Source organism: Halomonas sp. 1513 (assembly GCA_001971685.1).
Classification (GTDB): domain Bacteria; phylum Pseudomonadota; class Gammaproteobacteria; order Pseudomonadales; family Halomonadaceae; genus Franzmannia.
In genome coordinates this window covers 3,197,762-3,218,713 of the sequence record CP019326.1, presented here as the reverse complement: position 1 = coordinate 3,218,713, position 20,952 = coordinate 3,197,762, and the positions used below count along the sequence as shown (strand labels likewise).

Annotated in this window: 15 protein-coding genes; 1 reads left to right on the top strand and 14 read right to left on the bottom strand. The window is 67.5% G+C overall.

The genetic code is table 11. The annotated features are described in order from the left end of the window. Positions 1-128: 128 nt before the first annotated feature. On the bottom strand, positions 129-773 hold the full coding sequence (locus BWR19_14590; protein APX94063.1) for a DNA-binding response regulator: 645 nt from the start codon (positions 771-773) through the stop codon (positions 129-131). A 165-nt stretch (positions 774-938) separates the two neighbouring features. Between BWR19_14590 and BWR19_14585 the strand changes: the two genes are divergently transcribed. Continuing rightward, positions 939-2,459: an aldehyde dehydrogenase gene (locus tag BWR19_14585; protein APX94062.1), complete on the top strand. Its 1,521-nt coding sequence runs from the start codon at positions 939-941 to the stop codon at positions 2,457-2,459. Positions 2,460-2,552: 93 nt separating this feature from the next. Here the strand turns inward: BWR19_14585 and BWR19_14580 are convergent, their stop codons facing one another. From BWR19_14580 to BWR19_14520, 13 genes are all read right to left on the bottom strand, one after another. Beyond that, complete coding sequence (locus BWR19_14580) at positions 2,553-3,611, bottom strand: hypothetical protein (protein APX94061.1); 1,059 nt, start codon at positions 3,609-3,611, stop codon at positions 2,553-2,555. 178 nt (positions 3,612-3,789) lie between these two features. Then, positions 3,790-5,820 (bottom strand): high-affinity choline transporter BetT, encoded by a 2,031-nt coding sequence (locus BWR19_14575; protein ID APX94060.1) that lies wholly within the window; start codon positions 5,818-5,820, stop codon positions 3,790-3,792. Between the two features lie 451 nt (positions 5,821-6,271). After that, the gene (locus BWR19_14570; GenBank protein ID APX94059.1) at positions 6,272-6,955 is read right to left on the bottom strand and encodes a hypothetical protein; all 684 of its coding nucleotides are present in this window, start codon (positions 6,953-6,955) and stop codon (positions 6,272-6,274) included. 95 nt (positions 6,956-7,050) lie between these two features. Next, positions 7,051-7,749: a two-component system response regulator BaeR gene (locus BWR19_14565; protein APX94058.1), complete on the bottom strand. Its 699-nt coding sequence runs from the start codon at positions 7,747-7,749 to the stop codon at positions 7,051-7,053. Beyond that, positions 7,733-9,175, bottom strand: a complete 1,443-nt coding sequence (locus BWR19_14560) for a two-component sensor histidine kinase (protein APX94057.1) — start codon at positions 9,173-9,175, stop codon at positions 7,733-7,735. The genes BWR19_14565 and BWR19_14560 overlap by 17 nt, the downstream gene beginning before the upstream one ends. Beyond that, positions 9,175-12,276 carry a cobalt-zinc-cadmium resistance protein gene (locus BWR19_14555; protein ID APX94056.1) on the bottom strand — a complete coding sequence of 1,034 codons (3,102 nt, stop codon included), beginning with the start codon at positions 12,274-12,276 and terminating at the stop codon, positions 9,175-9,177. The genes BWR19_14560 and BWR19_14555 overlap by 1 nt, the downstream gene beginning before the upstream one ends. Next, entirely contained in the window at positions 12,273-13,532 is a 1,260-nt protein-coding gene (locus BWR19_14550; protein APX94055.1) for an efflux transporter periplasmic adaptor subunit, read from the bottom strand. Before BWR19_14550 ends, BWR19_14555 begins: the two co-directional genes overlap by 4 nt. Positions 13,533-13,661: 129 nt before the next feature. Further along, positions 13,662-14,693, bottom strand: coding sequence for a LacI family transcriptional regulator (locus BWR19_14545; GenBank protein APX94054.1), 1,032 nt, complete (start codon positions 14,691-14,693; stop codon positions 13,662-13,664). 126 nt (positions 14,694-14,819) lie between these two features. Continuing rightward, a complete protein-coding gene (locus BWR19_14540; protein APX94053.1) occupies positions 14,820-15,926 on the bottom strand; it encodes an ABC transporter in 1,107 nt (368 codons plus the stop codon). Positions 15,927-16,010: 84 nt separating this feature from the next. Continuing rightward, a complete protein-coding gene (locus BWR19_14535; protein ID APX94052.1) occupies positions 16,011-17,630 on the bottom strand; it encodes an alpha-glucosidase in 1,620 nt (539 codons plus the stop codon). A 207-nt stretch (positions 17,631-17,837) separates the two neighbouring features. Beyond that, complete coding sequence (locus BWR19_14530; protein APX94051.1) at positions 17,838-18,680, bottom strand: sugar ABC transporter permease; 843 nt, start codon at positions 18,678-18,680, stop codon at positions 17,838-17,840. Continuing rightward, positions 18,677-19,657: an ABC transporter permease gene (locus BWR19_14525; GenBank protein APX94050.1), complete on the bottom strand. Its 981-nt coding sequence runs from the start codon at positions 19,655-19,657 to the stop codon at positions 18,677-18,679. The genes BWR19_14530 and BWR19_14525 overlap by 4 nt, the downstream gene beginning before the upstream one ends. A 15-nt stretch (positions 19,658-19,672) precedes the next feature. Beyond that, entirely contained in the window at positions 19,673-20,944 is a 1,272-nt protein-coding gene (locus BWR19_14520; protein ID APX94049.1) for an ABC transporter substrate-binding protein, read from the bottom strand. Positions 20,945-20,952 lie beyond the last annotated feature (8 nt).

Sequence of the window (20,952 nt, the reverse complement as noted above, 5' to 3'; positions counted from 1 at the left end):
GCGTGGCAGCGGGGGGATGTAATGGCATCTCGCAGTGCTCCTTGCAGGCGATGAACAGAGGGGCGCGGGCCATCCGTGCCCGTCCCTCAGCCTAGAAAAGCCTCCCTCATGTCGCAAGGCAGCATCGCCTAGCGTGTGACGTCGTCGCGTTCGCTGGCGAGCAGGATCGCCTGGACTCGGCTGCTGACCCTGAGCTTGCGCAGGATCGCCGAGACGTGTGTCTTGACGGTGGTTTCGGCGATGTCGAGGCGGTAGGCGATCATCTTGTTGGACTCGCCCTTGACCATGTGCGCCAGCACCTCGCGCTGCTTGTCGGTAAGCGTGGCCAGTGAGCTGGGCTCGGCGGCCGGCGTGGCGCCGGCCGGGTGGCCGCCAGCGCGCATGATATCGGGCGGCAGGTAGACCTGGCCGGCGAGGATCTGCCTGAGCGCGGCAAGCAGCGCATCGCGTGGCGTCGATTTGGGGATATAGCCCACCGCCCCGAGGCTCAGTGCCTCGAGGATGGTCTGCTTGTGCTGCTCGGCGGAGACGATCACCACCGGCAGCCAGGGCGCGGCCTGGCGTAGCCGAGCCAGTCCGTTCAGGCCCTCGGCATCGGGCAGCCCGAGGTCGAGCAGCGCCAGGTCGAGGTCATCATGCTGGGCGATGACCTCCAGCGTGGCGCCCAGGCTGGGCGCTTCGAGGGTCTCGCTGCCGCTGAGTCCGCGGGCGATCACCGCGACCATCGCTTCGCGAAACAGGGGGTGGTCATCGGCGATCAGCAGCCGGTACATGCGTGGCGCGCTCCTTGAGTTGGCTGGCGGTATCGCAGGCGGGTCTCCTACCAAGGGAGGAGGCTGGCTCCTGCCATGGCAGTATGTCGCGAAGTGCCGGCCTGTCCAACACTGAAGCGAGCATCACCGATAACGACAATAGCGACAACCGACAGGAGCAACGCCATGATCTATGCCAACCCCGGCCAGCCCGGATCCGTAATGACCTACGAAGAGCGCTACGGCAACTATATCGGCGGCGAGTTCGTCGCGCCGGTGAAGGGTCAGTATTTCGATAACGTCAGCCCGGTCAACGGCCAGGTGTTCTGCCAGATCCCGCGCTCTACCGCCGAGGATATCGACAAGGCGCTGGATGCCGCCCATCAGGCCGCCCCCGCCTGGGGCAGGACCTCGACCACGGAGCGCTCCAATATCCTGCTCAAGATTGCCGATCGCATCGAGCAGAACATCGAGATGCTTGCCGTGGCCGAAACCTGGGACAACGGCAAGGCGGTGCGCGAGACGATCAATGCCGACCTGCCCCTGGCCGTCGACCACTTCCGCTACTTTGCCGGCTGTATCCGTGCCCAGGAAGACACGTCAAGCGCCATCGACAACAACACCGTGGCCTATCACTTTCACGAGCCGCTGGGCGTGGTGGGCCAGATCATTCCCTGGAATTTCCCGATCCTGATGGCCACCTGGAAGCTGGCGCCGGCGCTGGCGGCCGGCAACTGCGTGGTACTCAAGCCCGCCGAGCAGACCCCGGCCTCGATTCTTGAGCTGATGAAGCTGGTCGGCGACCTGCTGCCGCCGGGGGTGGTCAACATCGTCAACGGTTACGGCGCCGAGGCGGGCCAGGCGCTGGCCACCAGCAAGCGCATCGCCAAGATCGCCTTCACCGGCTCCACGCCGGTCGGCGGGCATGTGCTCAAGTGCGCCGCCGAGAACATCATCCCCTCCACCGTGGAGCTGGGCGGCAAGTCGCCGAACATCTACTTCGCCGACATCATGAACGCCGAGCCGGAGTTCATCGACAAGGCGGCGGAAGGGTTGGTGCTGGCCTTCTTCAACCAGGGCGAGGTCTGCACCTGTCCGTCGCGGGCGCTGATTCAGGAGAGCATCTACGACGACTTCATGGCCAAGGTCATGGAGCGCACCCTGTCGATCAAGCGCGGCAATCCGCTCGACACTGATGTGCAGGTCGGCGCCCAGGCCTCCGAGGAGCAGTTCGACAAGATCATGTCGTACATGGACATCGCCCGCGAGGAGGGCGCCGAGTTCCTCACCGGCGGGGGCAAGGAGACCATGGACGATGCGCTCAACAGCGGCTTCTATGTTCAGCCGACGCTGCTCAAGGGCCACAACAAGATGCGCGTCTTCCAGGAGGAGATCTTCGGTCCGGTGGTGGCAGTGACCACCTTCAAGGACCAGGAAGAAGCCCTGGCCATTGCCAACGATACCGAGTTCGGCCTCGGTGCCGGCCTGTGGACCCGCGATATCAACGTCGCCTTCCGCATGGGGCGTGGTATCCAGGCCGGGCGCGTGTGGACCAACTGCTACCATCAGTATCCGGCCCACGCCGCCTTCGGTGGCTACAAGAAGTCCGGCATCGGCCGCGAGAACCACAAGATGGCCCTGGAGCACTACCAGCAGACCAAGAACCTGCTGGTCAGCTACGACATCAACCCGCTGGGCTTCTTCTGAGCCTGCCGCCTCGGCCCGCGCCGGGGCGTTTCAACCAACAGGGCGCGACCTCGGTCGCGCCCTTGGCGTTGCTGGACACTGCAAGCGGGCCGCTCATCCGGCCACCAGCTCCTGGTACATGCCGCCCGGGGCATCCAGGACATAGCGATAGATACCGCCGGGCTCCGGCACCTCTGGCTCCTCCTCGACCGGTTCCGGAGGAGGATAGACCGCCACCAGCTCGCCGTTGGCGGTCTCCATGATGTCGCGTAGCTGGCCATAGTCGATGGCCGGGAGATCGTCGCCGAGTGCCTGATGCAGCCTGTCGAAAGGATCGAGCAGGTGGGTCAGGGCATCCTCGCGCTGCTCGGCGGGGGCGAAGGCCTGAACGTAGAGGGTGTCCTCCTCCCAGCCGACCTTGAAGTGGTCGTCGATGATATTGACCGCGGTACCGTTGGGGATATTGCGGTAGAGGTGTTCGATGTCCTCCGGGTACATGCGGATGCAGCCGCGGCTGGCGCGCATGCCGATGCCGTCGGGCATGTTGGTGCCATGAATCAGGTAGCCGGGAATATCCAGCAGAATGGCGTGGCGGCCCAGCGGGTTGTCGGGCCCGGGCGGGACCACCGCTGGCGCCGGTTCACCGCGCTCGGCGGCCTCCTCGCGCATCGAGCGCGGCGGGTACCAGGCCGGGTCCTCGAGGCGCATGGTGGTCTCGGTGGTGCCCAGCGGCGTATTGAAGCCCTCGCGGCCGATACCGATGGGGTAGGTCTCGACCCGCGGGGTCTCGCCGTTGCCGGTGGGCGGAAAGTAGTAGAGCCGCAGCTCGGCAAGATTCACCACCAGCCCCTCGCGAGGCGCCTCGGGCAGGATGTGCTTGGCGGGAATCACCACCTCGGTGCCGTCGCCGGGGATCCAGATGCTGACCTCCGGGTTGGCGGCGCGGATCTCTTCATAGCCGACGTTGTGGGCACGGGCGATATCGAGCAGGGTCTCGTCGCCCTCGACCTCGACGGTGTAGCGCTCGCCGATGATATTGCCGTCTTCGGGCAACGGGTGGTGACCAAGCGGCCAGTCGTCGTCGGCCAGCAGCGAGCCGCTGGCAAGCGCAATGCCCAGCGCCAGCGGGGCCAGCCACAGGGGGCGCGATGCTGAGATAGATGGTGTCGTCACGATAATCCGAATATCGGCCTGGGCCGTGAGATAGGGTTGCCGAACAGTGTTCCACGCTACTCGCGGGGGTGCAACTGCCCCGGCGCCCTTCGCTTGGGGGCAGCGGCGATCAACCTGGGCGTTAACACAAGCGGCGACTCCGAAGAGTCGCCGCGTGGTGTCACTGCCTGAGCGTGGATCAGGGCGTATCGCCTACCGCGCCGGGCATGGCGGGAACGCTGCCGTTCTCGCCGGCCAGTGACAGGAAGTGCAGGTGGCGCTCGTACTCGGCGAGCACGTCGCCGATCACCTGGCCGCGGGTATAGCCGTTGAGGTCCTGACCGGTGCCGCCTTCCGACAGGTAGACGTCGAGGCGCACGTAGTAGTCGTCGTCCACCGGCAGGAAGCTCGGCGTGCGCATGCGGTGCGGGCACACCTGGTAGACGAAGAACGGCGCGTTCTCGAGCTCGACCTGCAGGGTCAGGCGCGGCAGCGGCTCACCCTCGACCTGCTCCTCGCTGACGTTGGCGACCTGGCCGCGACTCTCGAGCTCCTGGGCGAACTGGGTCAGCGCCGGGCGGATCGAGTGTTCGATGGTCGCCGCGGCGCCGGCGCGGTTGGAGGTGTCCAGCGCGCGGTCGAGGCGCTCGCGCCAGTCGCCGCCAGGCGCGGTGCCGGCGATGCGGCGGCGGGCGTCGGCCTTGTCGCCCTCCATGCGCAGGGCGCGGTACATGCCGGCCATGATTGCGAAGATCACCAGCGAGAACGGCAGGGCGGTGATCACCACGGCGCTCTGCAGCGCCGCCAGACCGCCGGCCATCAGCAGGGCGATGGTGATCAGGCCGATCACCGCCGACCAGAAGATGCGCAGGGCCACCGGCGCGTCGTGGTTGACGTCGGAGAGGATCGAGGTGAAGTTGGCCAGCACCAGCGCCCCGGAGTCCGCCGAGGTGATGAAGAAGACGATGCCGAGCACGGTCACCACCGCCGCGGTCAGGCCCACCCAGGGGTAGTGCTCGAGCAGGGTGTAGAGCGTGGTCTGCGGGGTGCTCAGGGCCTGTTCGCCGAGTTCGGCGACGCCCTGGTTGGCGACCAGCTCGATACCGCTGTTACCGAACACCGACATCCACACCATCATGAACGCCAGCGGGATACCCAGCGCGCCTGCCACGAATTCACGGATGGTCCGCCCGCGCGAGATGCGCGCCAGGAACAGGCCGACGAACGGCGTCCAGGCGATCCACCAGCCCCAGAAGAAGATCGTCCACCACATCTTCCACTCCTGGGCCTCTTCGCCGGCGAAGGCGTAGGTGTCGAAGCTCTTGGCGATGAAGCCGGACAGGTAGTCGCCAGCGTTGTTGACCACCATGTCGAGCAGCTGCAGGGTGTGACCCTGGAACAGCACGAACAGCAGCAGCGCCAGCGCCAGCAGCATGTTGAACTCGGAGAGCCGGCGGATGCCCTTCTCGACGCCGCTGACCACCGAGATGGTCGCCATCACCACCACCAGGGCGATCAGGATCACCTGCACTGAGAGGCTCTCGGGCACGTCGAACATGTAGGTCAGTCCGTAGTTGAGCTGCATCACGCCGATGCCGAGGCTGGTGGCGATACCGAACACCGTGGAGATTACCGCGGTAATGTCCACTGCATGGCCGATGGGGCCGTAGATGCGCTTGCCGAGGAGCGGGTAGAGGGCGCTGCGGATCGCCAGCGGCAGGCGATGGCGATAGCTGAAGTAGGCCAGCGCCATGCCCATCAGCACGTACAGTCCCCAGCCGGACAGCCCCCAGTGCATGAAGGTCTGCACCACGGCGGCACGCATCGCTGCCTGGCTCTCGGGGTCGAGGTCGGGCGGTGCCAGGTAGTGGGCCACCGGCTCGGCGACGCTGAAGAACAGCAGGTCGATGCCGATGCCGGCGGCGAACAGCATCGCCGACCAGGAGAGCAGCGAGAACTCCGGCCGCGAGTGATCGGGGCCGAGGCGGATGCTGCCGAACCGCGAGCAGCCGATCAGTACCACGAACACCAGGTAGGCGACCACCGCCAGCATGTAGTACCAGCCGAAGGTGGCGCTTACCCAGGCCAGGCCGGCGTCGAAGAAGGCGCCGGCCTGCTCGGTGAAGGTCATGGTAACGACCAGGAATACCAGGATGCCGGCGACCGAACCGTGGAAGACGGCCGGATTGAGCCGATCCCGGCGTTCGGGGGGGTGTTGGTCATGCGCCATTGGGCAGACTCCCTTAGCGTTGTTGATATGGTGTCTCGCGGTGCGGCGTGTCGGGCATGGGTGCTGCTGTTATTTTGATTGCTCGAGCAATCAAAATAACGCCAATGACCGTCATTTGCCCACATGACTCGCAATGCATGCCGCATTGAGGCATGCCGTGAGACGCTTTTGGCACCTTGGGTGCCCGATCGTGATGGCGTGGCCGACGCAGACTGCACGCCGCTTGGCGGCAGTCATCGCGTACAGCGTTTATTGATTGATCATTCAAATAAAATACGCGAGTCGCCGGATACCTTCAACCCTCGAGGGGAGGCTGAGCAGTTGAACTGTAATTCAACGATGCTGTGTTCTGGCTCGCGGGGTGCTATACGGCTAAGCAAAAAAACTGCCCGACAGCACGTGTCGGGCAGTGGGCAGAGGGGGGATGGCGCCCGCTGGCGTGATCAGCGGCTCAAGCGTCGGGATGATGGCCGTGCTTGCCACCATTGGGCTGCATGGTGGCCTTGAGCTCCTCGAGCTGCTGCTCGTCGAGGATCTCGGCCAGCGCCGCACGATGCTCGTCGCGGAGGGCGCGGTAGGCCTCGCGGCGCTCATCGCGAGAGTCGAACGCCTGGCTACGCAGTTCGCGCATATCGCGGTACATGCCTTGGCGTACCTCGGTCAGGGCCTCGCGCTCGGCGTCGCTGAGCTCCCAGCCGTCGACCAGCGTGGTAAGGCGCTCCTGCATCGCTTCGCGGTACTCGGCGCGGCGCTCCTGCATCTTCTCGCGCATGGCGCTGCGCAGCTCCTCGCGTTGCTCGTCGGTGAGGATCTCGTCGAGGGCGGCGCGGTGCTGTTCATGCAGCTCGTGGTAAGCGTCACGGCGCTCGTCGCGGGACGCAAAGTCCTGGTCCTTGAGGTCGCGATGGGCATCGTGCAGCTCGGCGTGGGCGGCTTCCAGTTCGGCGCGGGTGTCGTCACCGAACCCCAGGCGCTCCTGCATCGCATCCAGGCGTTCGACATGCTTCTGCTGGTAGCGCTCGCCCTTGGCGCTAGCGTCGCCGTGGTCGGCGGCGCTGACGGCCAGCGACAGCGGCGCGATGGCCAGCGCCAGCAGCGCCGGCATCAGGGTCTTGCGTACGGTCATTCGAATCATGCTGGACTCCTGGTTCCTTAGGGTGACGCTGACACTCTCGGCTACGGTGGTGCAATCAGGTTGCAGCAAGGGTGCAACCATCGCGCAACAGCGTCTCACTCCTCCGGCTGGTACTTGTAGCCGACGCCGTAGACCGAACGGATGATCTCGCGCTCCGGCCACACGTCGCTGATCTTCTTGCGCAGCTTCTTGATGTGGCTGTCGACGGTGCGCTCGGAGACGATGCGATGGTCGCGGTACATGTGGTCCATCAGCTGGTCGCGGGAGAAGATTCGCCCCGGGGCGTTCATCAGCACCTTGAGCAGCTGAAACTCCACGGCGGTGAGACCCAGGTCGTGGCCGTCGGCCAGCGCTCGCCAGCCGTCGTCGTCGAGGACCAGCGCGGCGCTCTCGGCGCTGCCGGGTACCTCGGCGGCGCGGCTGCGGCGCAGCACTGCCTTGATTCGTGCCACCACCTCTCGGGGGCTGAACGGCTTGCAGATATAGTCGTCGGCGCCGAGCTCCAGGCCCAGCAGGCGGTCGACCTCCTCTACCCGCGCGGTGAGCATGATCACCGGCAGCCGCGGCCAGCGCTCGCGCAGCTGGCGGCACAGGGTCAGGCCGTCGGTACCCGGCAGCATCAGGTCGAGCAGCACCAGGTCGGGCTGCTGCTGCTCGAGCCACGGCACCACGCTGTCGCCGTGGTCGAGGTGGTGCGAGGCGAAGCCGCTGCCGCTGAGGTAGTCGGCCACCAGACTGGCGATCTTGGGCTCGTCCTCGACGATCAGCACGGTTTCCTTAGGCGTGGCGCTCATGCACGTTCTCCCTGAGCAGTGGAAATTCGAGGGTCCAGCATAACCCGCCGAGGGGGGAATTCGAGGCCCGCATGCTGCCACCGTGGGCGGTAACCAGGGCGGTGGCAATCGACAGCCCCAGTCCGCTGCCGCCGCTGGCGCGGTTGCGCGAGCCCTCGACCCGGTAGAGGCGCTCGGTGAGACGGTCGAGTTCCTGCTCGGGCACCCCCGGGGCGGTGTCTTCCCAGACGATGCGCACGACCTGCGTATCGCAGGTCAGGCTGACCCTTAGCCGGCCGGGGGCCTGGGTATAGGCGCAGGTGTTGTCGAGCAGGTTGTGCCACAGCTGGCGCAAGCGCTGCAGGTCGCCGCGGATCGGCGCCTGGTCGGTGATATGTACCTCTAGCTCGAGGCCCTGGTCGGCCAGCCAGCCGCGGCGCTCCTCGAGGCGTGCGGCCAGGGTCTCGGCCAGATCGAGGGGCGCCAGCGATACGTCGAGCACGCCGGCGTCGCTCTGGGCCAGCAGCCGCAGGTCGGCGACCAGGCGCTCGAGCTGGCCGACCTCCTGAGCCAGCGAGCCGAGGTTATCCTCGTTCATCGGGCGGATACCGTCCTGCATCGCTTCGATCTCGCCGCGCAGCACCGCCAGCGGGGTGCGCAGCTCGTGGGCGATGTCGGATACCCAGCGCTGGCGCGCCTCGCGGTTGGCCTCCAGCGTCGCCGCCAGCACGTTGAAGTCGTGGGATAGCCGCGACAGCTCATCGCCGCCATGCTCCGGCAGGCGGATGTCGTAGTCGCCCTCGGTGAGGCGCCGGGTGGCCAGCGCCATGTGGCCGGTGCGCCCGCCCAGCCACCACGACAGCCCACCGGCCAGCAGCAGCGAAGCGAGTGCCAGCGAGGCGACGATGATGCCCAGGTTGCGCTGCTGTCGTGACAGGAAGATGCGGTCCATGCGCGCCATCAGCTGCTGGGGAGGGCGATAGCCGAGAGCCCCGACCTGCTCGCCCTGGCTGATGATCGGTAGCCAGTGCAGTTCGGAGCCGTCGACCTCATCGTCCTCGCTGGGGCGCAGGCCGATGACCGGCAGGCCGTTGGCGTCGTGGAGCACGAAGTCGCCGGGGTCGCCCAGGCGCCGGTCGATGCCCTGGGGGGGCGGGCCGTCGCCGGGCCACAGCTGGCGACGCACCAGGCGCTGCCAGGCGCTCATGTCATCGCGTAGCCACTGCCAGTCGCCGCGCCGCTGCCACTCCTCGGCGAGGCCTTCGGCGAGGGTCTCGGCGCGGCTGGTCTGGGTGGTCTCCAGGTAGTCGATGAAGCCGCGGTCGATGCTGCGCGACACGGCCAGGAACACCATGCCGGCGATCAGTACGTTGACCGCCAGGATGATCACGAACAGCTTGACGCCGAGGCGCGATACCACCGGCCGGCGAGATGTGTAGGCGGGCATCAGCGGGCCTCCTGTGGGCGTGTCGCGGTGTGAGAGATCAGACGTTCGCGCAGACCCTCGAGGCTCAGGTAGAGCACCGGCACCAGGATCAGCAGGATCAGGGTGGCGAATAGCATGCCGAAGCCCAGCGAGATGGCCATGGGAATCATGAAGCGCGCCTGGCGCGAGGTCTCGAAGATCATCGGCGCCAGCCCCAGGAAGGTGGTCATGGTGGTCATCATGATCGGCCGCAGGCGGCGCGTGGCGGCGGCGACGATCGCCTCGCGGGCGGCCATGCCCTCGCGGCGACGGCGGTTGGCGTAGTCGATCAGCACCAGCGCATCGTTGATCACCACGCCGGACAGCGCCAGCATGCCCAGCAGGCTGACGATGGAGAGTCCGAAGCCCATGATCAGGTGGCCGCCCACCGCGCCGATCACCCCGAACGGGATCGCCGCCATCACCAGCAGCGGCTGCAGGTAGCTGCGGAAGGGGATCGCCAGCAGGCAGTAGATCGCCGCCAGAGTCAGCCACATGGCGGTCTTCAGCGTGGCCAGGTTGTCGGCGGTGTCCTGCTGGCGGCCGCCGAGGCCGATCTCGAGGCCCGGATAGGCGGCCTCGACGCCGGGAAACACCTGTTCCTGCAGGGTTGCCAGTACCTGGTTGACCTGGGCGTCGCCGTCGAGGTCGGCGGTGACGGTGATATCGCGGCGGCCGTCGGTGCGGCGCAGGGTGGTGGAGGCGCGGCCGATGTCGATATCGGCGACCCGGGCCAGCGGCACCTCGACGCCCTCGGCGGTGCGAATCGGCAGCTGATAGAGCTCGCTCAAGCTGTCGCGGGACTGCGGCGGCAGGCGCACCTCGACACTCACCGAGGTGCGCCCGGCGTGCTGCTCGACGGCGGTGACGCCCTGCAGCGGCCCGCGCAGCTGGGCGGCCAGGTCGCTGCCGCTGAGACCCAGGGCGCGCCCCTCGGCGGAGAGCCGCACCTCGAGCTGCGGCAGGCCGTCGCCGAGGCCGCTGTCGATGTCGGTGAGGCCGCCGAACTGAGCGAGCTCATCGGCGAGCCGCAGGGAGGCCGCCTCGAGCACGTTGCTGTCGGGGTGCGACAGCCGCAGCGTCAGCCCCGCACCGCGGCCCGGGCCGCCGACGTCGGACTCGAAGCGCGCGGCCTGGACGTTGGTCAGCTCGCCGCTCAGCTCGCGCCACTCGCGGGCCACCCGCGACGGCGGCCAGGCGTCGAGGCTGGCCGGGTCGAGCTGCAGCAGGACCTCGAGGCTGTCGCCGTCGAGGCGCGTACGGGTGCCGGTGAAGTGCGGCCCGTCGTCGCGCTCGGCGAGACGCTCGGCGGCCTCCATCAGCTGGTCGCGGACGCGCCGGTCGTCGGCCATCGGGCTGCCCACCGGCAGGGTCACGCTGGCCTGGACCTGATCCGACTCGACCCGCGGCATCAGCGAGAAACCCAGCCGCCCGCTCATGGCATAGGCCAGCGCCACCGCCAGTACCGCCACCGCCAGGCTGATGGTCAGCGCGCGCTGGTCGAGGGCGCGCTGCAGCAGCGGCGCGAAGCGCCGCTCGGTGAACCGCGTCAGGCCGCCCTGCATGCTGCGTCTGACGTGCTCCAGCGGTCGCTGCCAGCGCGGCGTGGGGCGTCGGCTGGCGCCGTGGGCGAGGTGGGCGGGCAGGATGAACAGCGCCTCCACCAGCGACATCACGAACACCGTGATCACCACCAGCGGCACCATGGCGAAGATCATGCCCAGGAAACCGGGCAGGAACAGCAGCGGCAGGAAGGCGACGATATTCGAGAGGATGGCGAAGGTGATCGGCGTGGCCAGCTCGCGGGCGCCGCGTACCGCCGCCTCGCGCAGCGAGTGGCCCTGCTCGCGGTAGCTGTAGATGTTCTCGCCGACCATGATCGCGTCGTCGACCACGATGCCCAGCGCGATGATGAAGGCGAACATCGACATCATGTTGATCGATACGCCGATCCACGGCAGGAACAGCATGGCGCCGAGGAAGGCGGTGGGGATGCCCAGGGTGACCCAGAACGCCAGCCGCGCCTCGAGGAACAGCGCCATCATCACCATCACCAGCGCCAGGCCCAGCCAGGCATTCTTGAGCAGCAGGTCGAGGCGGTCGCGGTAGATCTCGGAGCTATCGCGGGCGACGCTCAGGGTGACGCCCTCGGGGAGGTTGGCGATCAGCCGGTCGAGCTCGGCGTGAACCGCCTCGGAAATGCCCAGCGGGGTCTGGTCGCCGATCTGGTAGACGTCGATGGTCAGGCCCGGCTGGCCGTTGTACTGGACCTCGCGATCGCTCTCGGCGAAGCCGTCGCGGACCTCGGCGACATCGCCGAGGCGAATGATGCCGCCGTTGGCGGTGCTGCCCACCGGCAGCTCGGCGAACGCCAGGGCGTCGTCGCGGCGGCCCTGGTAGCGGATCAGCCATTCGCCCTCCTGGGTGGAGAGCCGCCCGCCGGCCAGGTCGAGGGCCTCGTCGCCGATGCGTGCGGCGAGTTCGCCGTGGGTCATGTCGAAGCGCCGCATCGCCTCGTCGTCGAGCCACACCTGGATCTCGCGCTCGCGGTTGCCCGACAGCTCGGCCTTGGCGATGCCGCGGCTGGCGATCAGCTCGGCACGTACCTCCTCGGCGGCGTCGTGCAGGGCGCGGTCGCTGACGTTGCCGTGCACCTGCAGGCGCAGCACGCTGCGCGAGCGCCCGGCCAGGTTGATGCGCGGCGGGTCGGCGGCGGCGGGCAGGGTAGTGATGGCGTTCACCGCCTGCTGGATGTCCTGGTAGACGCGCATCACCTCGACGCCGTCGATCAGGGTGGCGCGCAGGCTGGCGCTGCCCTCGCTGGCGGTGGCGGTGACCTCGTCTATGCCCTCGATATCGGCAAGCTCGGCTTCTATCGGCAGCAGGATGCTCTGCTCGACCTCTTCCGGGGTCGCCCCGGGGTAGCTGACCGAGATCTGCACGATTTCGATTTCGAAGGCGGGGAACACCTCCTTCTTGATCGTCAGCGAGGCCATCAGGCCGCCGACGATCAGCAGTAGCATCAGCAGGTTGGGGGCCACGCCGTGATGGACCATCCAGGCGATCGGGCCGCGCCGCATCATGACTCGTCCTCCGCCGCACTATCGAGCAGCGCCGCAAGCTCGGTGCTGCCCAGGGTTCGCGGCCGCAGGCGCATGCCGTCGCGTGGCTGGCCGAGGTTGGAGACCACGATGCGTTCGCCGGCCTCGAGCCCGGCGCTGATCAGCACCTGGTCCTGGCCGCGGTGCAGCACCTCGACCCGCGCGCGGCGCAGGCGATCCTCGTCGTCGAGACGCCATACCTCGTCGCCGGGCCTGAGCGCCTGAGCCGGCAGTGCGAACAGGCCGTCGCGGGGGTTGGCGATGACCTCGGCGCGCAGCAGATCGCCGAGGCGCAGCGCCGGCCCATCGTGATCCAGCGCCAGCGGGTCGTCGACCTGCACCAGCAGTTGGGTCTGCAGGCCGCCCTCGTCGAGTGCCGGCAGCACCGAGAGTACTCGCCCGTGGCGTTCGGCCCCCGCCGGCCAGCCGCGGCTGGTCAGGCGCACCTCGGCGCTGCCGCCATTGGCCTGCCCGGCATCGATCCACGCAAGCGCCTCGCCGGGCAGCGACAGCTGGACCCAGAAGTGCGCCACGTCGACCAGATGCAGCAGCTCGGTACCGGCGCTGACCTCGCTGCCGCTGCCCACCAGGCGCTCCTGGATCATGGCGCGGTAGGGGCTGGTCAACTGGGTGCGCGCAAGGTCCAGCCCGGCCTGCTCGACGGCCACCTGGGCGCCGGCCACGCCGGCCTCGGCGGCGCGCAGCTGCGGCTCGCGCAGCACCAGGGCACGGCGCTCGGCGGGCAGCTCACGGCCGAACGACTGGTATTCGCTCTGCGCGCGCAGCTGTTCGCCGCGCTCGCTGGCGAGCTCGGCCTGGGCCCTGGCCAGGTCGGCCTCGGCAGCGCGCAGCGCCAGGCGATAGTCGCGGTCGTCGATGCTCAGCAGCGGCTCGCCGGCCTCTACCACCCGGCCCGGGATCACCCCGGGGGCGAAGGCCTCGAGGCGGCCGGCGACGCGGCTCGAGAGCAGCGTCTCGCGCTCGGCCTGGACCCGGCCGTAGCCGTGAATCTGTGGAGCCGCGGGGCCGCGGGTGGCCTCGATCACGTCGACCACCGGCGGCGGCACCTCGGGCGGCGGGCGCCGCTCGACCCGCGGCGGCTGGCTGATCAGCCAGTAGGCCACGGCCAGGCCGACCCCCAGCACCAGCAGCGCGGCAACCGCCCCCAGCCGACTGCGCCCTCGCTGCTGGGCGTGGGCGCGGCGGGGCAAGGCAGGGCGTACCGAAGTGACGGGCATGGGCGGCTCATGACGAGGGAAAGGCAGCACACAGCATCGCTGTCGCGGATGCAGCTATTGGTCATGAACTGTGCAAGCAAGGTGCAAGCGTTGGCAACTGTCGACGCCAGCGCTGGTCGCGTTTCGCGCTTACGGGCAGCTGTCGCCGATCATCAGCTGGGTGCTCAGCAGGCGCTGTTCGGGGGGGGCCAGGCCGAGGATCATCTGCGCGGCGATGCGCCCCTTCCCGACGCTGTCCTGGCGCACTGTGGTGAGGCGCGGCGCGCGATACTGCCCCTCGGCGATACCGTCGAAGCCGATCAGGCGCAGGTCCTCAGGAACGCGAATGCCGCGCTGTTCGGCCAGGGTCAGGGCGGTCAGGGCAATGCGGTCGGACATGCACAGCAGCAGGTCGGGGCGCTCGGCGTCGGGCAGGTCGAGGATCTCTTCGACCACCGGTGAGCAGACCTCGAAGGTGTTCTCCTCGATGTTCCACAGCGGCACGTCCGCGGGTGTAAAGCCGCGCTCCTCCAGCGCGTAGTAGAAGCCGTCGAGCCGCGAGCGGGTGATGGTGCGATTGCCCGGCAGCAGGGTGTGCGTCGGAGTGATCCGGCCGTTGCAGGGCTCGGCGGTGAGGCGCAGGTTGATCACTGCCGGGCGCTGGGTCGGAGTGTCCAGGGCGTGGCGGGCGATGGCCCGACACGCCGCCTGGTTGTCGACGTGCACCGCCGGGCGCCCCTCGATATCGAAATCCACCGCCACCAGCGGGCGCTGGGCCGGCAGGTCGCCGAGCAGGGCCAGGGTCGGCATCAGGCCGTAGACGATGAAGCCGTCGGCGATATTGGCCGACCCCGGCGCCTGGGAGGCATGCTCGCGGCCGGGCAGCAACAGCAGGGTGTGGCCGTGGGCATCGAGGACCTCGGCAACGCCGGACAAGAACTCGCTGGCCACGGCGTCGTTGAGGCTGTAGGTGAGGCTTTCGGCGAGTACCACGGCGATGATCCGCGAGCGACCGGTGCGCAGGCTGCGCGCCTTGGCATCGGGGCCGCGATAGCCTAACCGCTTGGCCTCGCCGAGGATGCGTTCGCGCAGCGCCGGCGACAGCTGGTCGGGGCGGTTGAAGGCATTGGACACGGTCGCCGTGGAGACACCGAGCTCCCGGGCCAGATCCTTGAGAGTCATACGTCTGGGAGTGGACACGCGCCCTTCCTTTGCCATCTGGATCGATTCAGTTAGCTTGCTATCATAGTCCCCATGGCGCCCCTTGGCCAATGCGACCATGGATACAAGCCCGCCGACGACCGCGCGTCAGGCCACCGCCTGCGCGCGCCTTGCCGGTAGGGCGCGGTCCAGGCCGTCGAACAGGTGGACGTGCTCGGGGTCCGGCGTTAGGGCTACCTGCTGGCCGACCCGCCATTGGCTGGGTGCTTCGCTGCGGTGGATCAGCAGGGTATCGCCGGTCTTGGGCACCAGGTAGACGTAGACTTCGTTGCCCAGATACTCGACGTTGGCAATCTCGAAGGCGTTGTCGCCGCCGGGCTCGGCCAGGCGCAGGTGCTCGGGGCGCACGCCCAGGGTCAGCGCTGCGCCTGCGGCGTGGCCAGCGGCGTCTTGGGGCAGCGCCAGCTCGCCGATGCCGGCGGTATCCACCCGGCAGCCGTCGGTGCTGCTGGACACCAGCTCCGCGGGCAGGAAGTTCATGGTGGGCGAGCCGATGAAGCCGGCCACGAACTTGGTCGCCGGGCGCTGGTAGAGCTCGTGGGGGCTGCCCACCTGCTCGATGCGGCCGGCGTTGAGCACCACGATCTTGTCGGCCAGGGTCATGGCCTCCACCTGATCATGGGTAACGTAGATCATGGTCGATTCGAGGCGCTGGTGCAGGCGGGCGATCTCGTTGCGCATCTGCACCCGCAGCGAGGCGTCGAGGTTGGAGAGCGGCTCGTCGAACAGCAGGATGCGCGGTTCCCTGGCCATGGCGCGGCCCATGGCCACGCGCTGGCGCTGGCCGCCGGAGAGTGCCTTGGGCTTGCGCTCGAGCAGCTCCTCCAACTGCAGGATGCGGGCGGTGGCCATGACCCGCTCATGGACCGTCTCCTTGGCGGTCTTGGCCAGCTTGAGGCCGAAGGCCATGTTGTCGTAGACGGTCATGTGGGGGTAGAGGGCGTAGGACTGGAAGACCATGCCCACGCCGCGCTCACGGGGCGGCAGTTCGTTGACCACGCTGTCGCCGATACTGAGCTCGCCGTCGCTGATCGACTCCAGCCCGGCGATCAGCCGCAGCAGGGTCGACTTGCCGCAGCCGGAGGGGCCGACGAAGACTACGAACTCGCCGTTGCCGATCTCCAGGTCGACGTCCTTGATGATATGGGTGCTGCCGAAGACCTTGTTGACCTTGTCGAGGGTGACGCTTGCCATGGGGTGTCTCCTTGCCGGCCCGGTGATGAATGGCCTCACCGTAAGCCGGCCTGGGTTGTTATGAGTCGCTGTTATGAGTGTGGCTCAGATGGCGAAGTAGGCGGCCTGGTAGGGCGGCAGCCGCAGGCTCTCGCCGTCGCGTTCGGCCTCGAAGCCGTGGCCCTCCAAAGAAGCCTTGACCGTCAGTGGCAGCCGGGTCTCGCGTGGCTGGCCGGTCAGGTTGAAGACGCACAGGATGCGCTCTTCGCCCGTCTCGCGCACGAAACCCAGCAGTGCGTCGCCGACATCGACCAGCGCCAGCTCGCCCTCGACCAGTGCCGGATGCGCGGCGCGGAAGTCGAGCAGGCGGCGGGTGGCGCTGAGCATCGAGCCCGCGTCGTCCTGCTGCTCGGCCACGGCCAGCGGCAGCTGGCGGGCCTCCACCGGCAGCCAGGGCGTCACGTCCGCGGCGGTGAAGCCAGCGTGCTCGGCATTTTCCCAGGGCATGGGGGTACGACAGCCGTCGCGGCCCTTGAACTCCGGCCACAGTACCTTGCCGTAGGGGTCCTGGATGTGCTCGAAGGGCACCTCGGCCTCGGGCAGGCCGAGCTCCTCGCCCTGGTAGAGGCAGACGCTGCCGCGCAGCGAGAAGAGCATGGCCAGTGCCACCTTGGGGTAGGCGACGGGGTCCTCTCCGGCGCCCCAGCGGGTCGCGCTTCTCACCACGTCGTGGTTGGACAGCGCCCAGCACGGCCAGGCGTCGCCGGCCAGGCGCTGGAAGCGCTCGATGACCTCGCGGAGATAGGCCGGTGAGCGGGGGGCGTTGAGCAGGTCGAAGGTGTAGGCCATATGCAGCTTGTCGCCGCCCGCGGTGTATTCGGCCATGCGCTCCAACGGATTGTCGTCGCCGATCTCGCCCACCGTGGTGGTGCCGGGGAAGGCATCCATGAGGGCGCGCAGCTCCCTGAGGAACTCGAGGTTCTCCGGTCGGCTCAGGTCATAGACGTGGCGCTGCCAGGTGTAGGGGTTGGCCTCCGGGGCGCCGAGGGTCTTGGCGGCGCCCGCCGGCACCGGCGGATTGTCGCGTAGCGCGGCGTCATGGAAGTAGAAGTTGACGGTATCCAGGCGGAAGCCGTCGACGCCGAGTTCCAGCCAGAAGCGCATATTGTCCAATTGAGCGGCGCGTACCTCAGGGTGATGAAAATTGAGGTCCGGCTGGCTCGACAGGAAGTTGTGCAGGTAGTACTGGCGGCGGCGCGGATCGAAGGTCCAGGCCGGCCCGCCGAAGATCGACAGCCAGTTGTTGGGCGGGGTGCCGTCGGGCTTGGGGTCGGCCCAGACGTACCAGTTGGCCTTGGGATTGGTGCGATCGGCGCGGCTCTCCTGGAACCACGGGTGCTGGTCCGAGGAGTGGCTGATCACCTGGTCGATCATCACCTTGAGGCCCAGTGAATGCGCCTTCTCCAGCAGCGCCTTGAAGTCGTCCAGGCTGCCGAACATCGGATCGACGCCGCGGTAGTCGCTGACGTCGTAGCCGAAGTCGAGCATCGGCGAGGTGAAGAAGGGCGATAGCCAGATACCGTCCACGCCGAGGCTCGCCACATAGTCGAGCTTGTCGGTGATGCCCTTGAGGTCGCCGATACCGTCGCCGTTGGCGTCCATGAAGCTGCGCGGATAGATCTGGTAGATGACGCCGCCGCGCCACCAGAGGGTGTTGTCCTGCATCTTGAATCCTTGGGTCATGGGAAGCGTTTGGTATTCATTGAGGTCGCTATCAGTTTCCCGACACCGGGACTGATCCGACGGCAGGCCTGCGCGAAGGCGCTGTAAACCCTTCCCTGGGCGCTACTTTTGCCATCCATGGCAAAAGACCTTCGCTTCGACCTGCCCTCGGCGTCCCTCAGAGGCTCGGGCCCGATGGTGATGATGGAGTTAGCCCTTGACGGCGCCGGCGGTAAGGCCGGAGACGATGCGGCGCTGGAAGATGATCACCAGCACCACCAGCGGCACGGTGACCACCACCGAGGCGGCCATGATCGGGCCCCAGGGCAGCTCGTAGGCGCTGCCGCCGGAGAGCAGGGCGATGGCCACCGGCACGGTGCGCTGGCTGTCGGTGAGGGTGAAGGTCAGCGCGAACAGGAACTCGTTCCAGGCGGCAATGAACGCCAACAGCCCGGTGGTGGCCATGGCCGGCCACATCAGCGGCAGGAACACCTTGGTGATGGTGATCCAGGGCGTGGCGCCGTCCATGATCGCGGCCTCCTCGAGCTCCATGGGCAGCTGCTTCATGAAGGTGGTCAGCACCCAGACGGTGAACGGCAGGGTGAAGATGGTGTAGCTGAGGATCAGCCCGGCCGGGTTGTTGTAGAGGTTGAGCGCACGGATCACCTCGAACAGGCCGGAGAGCACCGCCACCTGGGGGAACATCGATACGCCGAGGATCACCAGCAGCACCGTGGAGCGGCCGCGAAAGCGCACCCGGCCCAGGGCGTAGGAGGCGGTGACGCCGAGCAGCAGGGCGATGAACACTACGCTGGTGGCGATCAGGATGGAGTTGAAGATCGCCTGCAGGAAACTGCGCTGAGTGAACACCTGGACATAGTTGGCCAGGCTCCAGGTGGACGGCCATAGCTCGACCCGGAACAGGTCGCTGGACGGCTTGAAGGAGGTGATCACCGCGTAATAGAAGGGGAACACCGCGACCACCACGATCAAGGCCACCAGGGCCCAGAAGCCGATGCGGGTGGCGAGTTTGTTGAATTGGCGCACCGTCATGCGTCACCTCCCAGGTTGAGTTGTCGACGGCCCAGGTAGAGATAGGCCACGGTGGCCAGGGCGATGATCAGGAACAGCAGGGTCGAGGCGGCGCTGCCGTAGCCCACGTCCTGGAACTCGACCAGCTGCTGGCGGGCGTAGATCGACATCGACATGGTGCTGGTGGAATTTGAGGTCAGTACATAGATGACGTCGAACACGCGCAGGGCGTCGAGCAGGCGGAAGATCACCGCGACCATCAGGGCGGGAGTGATCAGCGGCAGGGTCACCTTGAAGAACACTCTCACCGGGTGGATACCGTCGACCTCGGCGGCCTCATAGCAGTCCTTGGGCAGCATCTGCATGGCGGCCAGCGCCAGCAGGGCGACGAACGGCGTGGTTTTCCACACATCGACCATGATCACCGCCCACATGGAGTAGGAGGCGTCGGCGGTCCAGGCGATGGGGTCGCCGATGATGCCCAGTGCCATCAGGAGGTCGTTGATGATGCCGAACTGGTCGTTGAGCATCCACGCCCACATCTGTGCCGAGACGATGGTGGGAATGGCCCAGGGGATCAGCACCGCGGCGCGCACCAGGGTGCGTCCCTTGAACTCGGCATTGAGGATCAGCGCGACGATCACCCCGAACACCACCTCCAACGACACCGAGACGATGGCGAAATAGAAGGTATTCCACACTGCTCGCCACCAGATCGGATCGGCAAGCACGCCGTACCAACGGCCCTCCTCGTAGATCAGGTAGTTCTCGATGCCGATGAAGGTTGCCAGGCTCAGGTCCGACAGCGAGGCGTCGGTAAAGCTGAAGTAGAACGTGCGCAGCAGCGGCCAGCCGGCCACCAGGGCCAGGGCCACCAGCATCGGCGCGAGAAAGGTCCAGGCGGCGCGTACGCGCTGGCGGCGCACCTTGGTACTACGGTAGGCCTTGGCCGTGAGGCGCGCCGTGGTCGGCGCGCCGTGATCGGTGGTCGTTGTCATGGGAGAGCTCCCGGGTTACCAGTTGCGGCGCTTGATGCGAGACAGTTCGCGCTCGAGGTCCGCGACCGCCGTGGCACCATCCTTGTCGCCGGAGAGCACGTCGTGGGTGGCGCTGAAGAAGGCGTTGCTGACCCGGCCGTAAGCGTCGCCGGTAGGCGCCGAGGGGCGCGCCACGGCGTTGACGACGGTGTCGTAGAGCTCGCCGAAGAAGGGCACCGCGTCGAGTACCTCGTTATCCTGGTAGAGGGCATCCAGGGTGGGGTTATAGGAGGCCTCGATGGCGCGGCGCTTCTGCTCGTCGTGCCCGGTCAGGAAGGCCACCAGTTCGGCGGCGAGTTCGGGGTTGTCACTGTAGCGGGACACCGCCAGGTTCCAACCGCCCAGGCCGCCGGCGCTGTGTCCTTGATCGCCATGGGGGAGTTGGGTCACCCCGACCTTGCCGCGCACGTCGCTGTCGTCGCTTTGGGCCAGTGCCCAGGCGTAGGGCCAGTTGCGCATGAACACCGCATTGCCGCCCTGGAAGACCCCCCGGGCCTCCTCCTCGGTGTAGTTGAGGACGCCGCTGGGCGCGATGTCGCCGACCCAGCTGGCGGCCAGCTCGAGGGCCTCGGCGGCCAGCGGGTTATTGATGCTGATCTCGCCGTCGCTCTCCACCAGGCTGCCGCCGCCGTGGCTGGCCACCCACTCCAGGGCATTGACGGTCAGGCCCTCATAGGCACGGCCCTGAAAGACGAAGCCATGCATGCGATCGTTGCCGGCGTCGCGTTCGGCTGCCTTGATGTGACGGGCGGTCTCGGTGAGCTCCACCCAGGTCTCGGGAACCTCGAAGCCGTGCTTTTCCAGCAGGTCGGCGCGGTAGTACAGCACCCCCGCATCGGTGAACCAGGGCATGGCGACCAGGCGCTCGTCGATGGTGTTGTTGGTGACGATGGCCTCGAAGTGACCCTCTGCGGCGTCGCTGCCGAGTACTTCATGCAGGTCTAGCAGGTGGTTGGCGAGTAGCCCGGGCCACACCACGTCGATCTGCATGATGTCGATATCGCTGGAGTTGGCGGACAGGATCTGCTGATAGAGCGACAGCCGCTCGGTGGATGAGTTGGGGGTGGAGACCACGTCGACCCGGTGACCGGTCTTTTCTTCCCAGGCACTGACGCCCTCCTGGCACAGCGTGAGCTCGGCGCCTACCGCGCCGCAGGAGATGGTCAGATCGGCGGCCTGAGCATGGCCTGCATGGGTCAGGGCGGCGGTGGCCAGGGCGATGGTAGTGATGAGAGGCGTTTTGAACATGCTCGAAT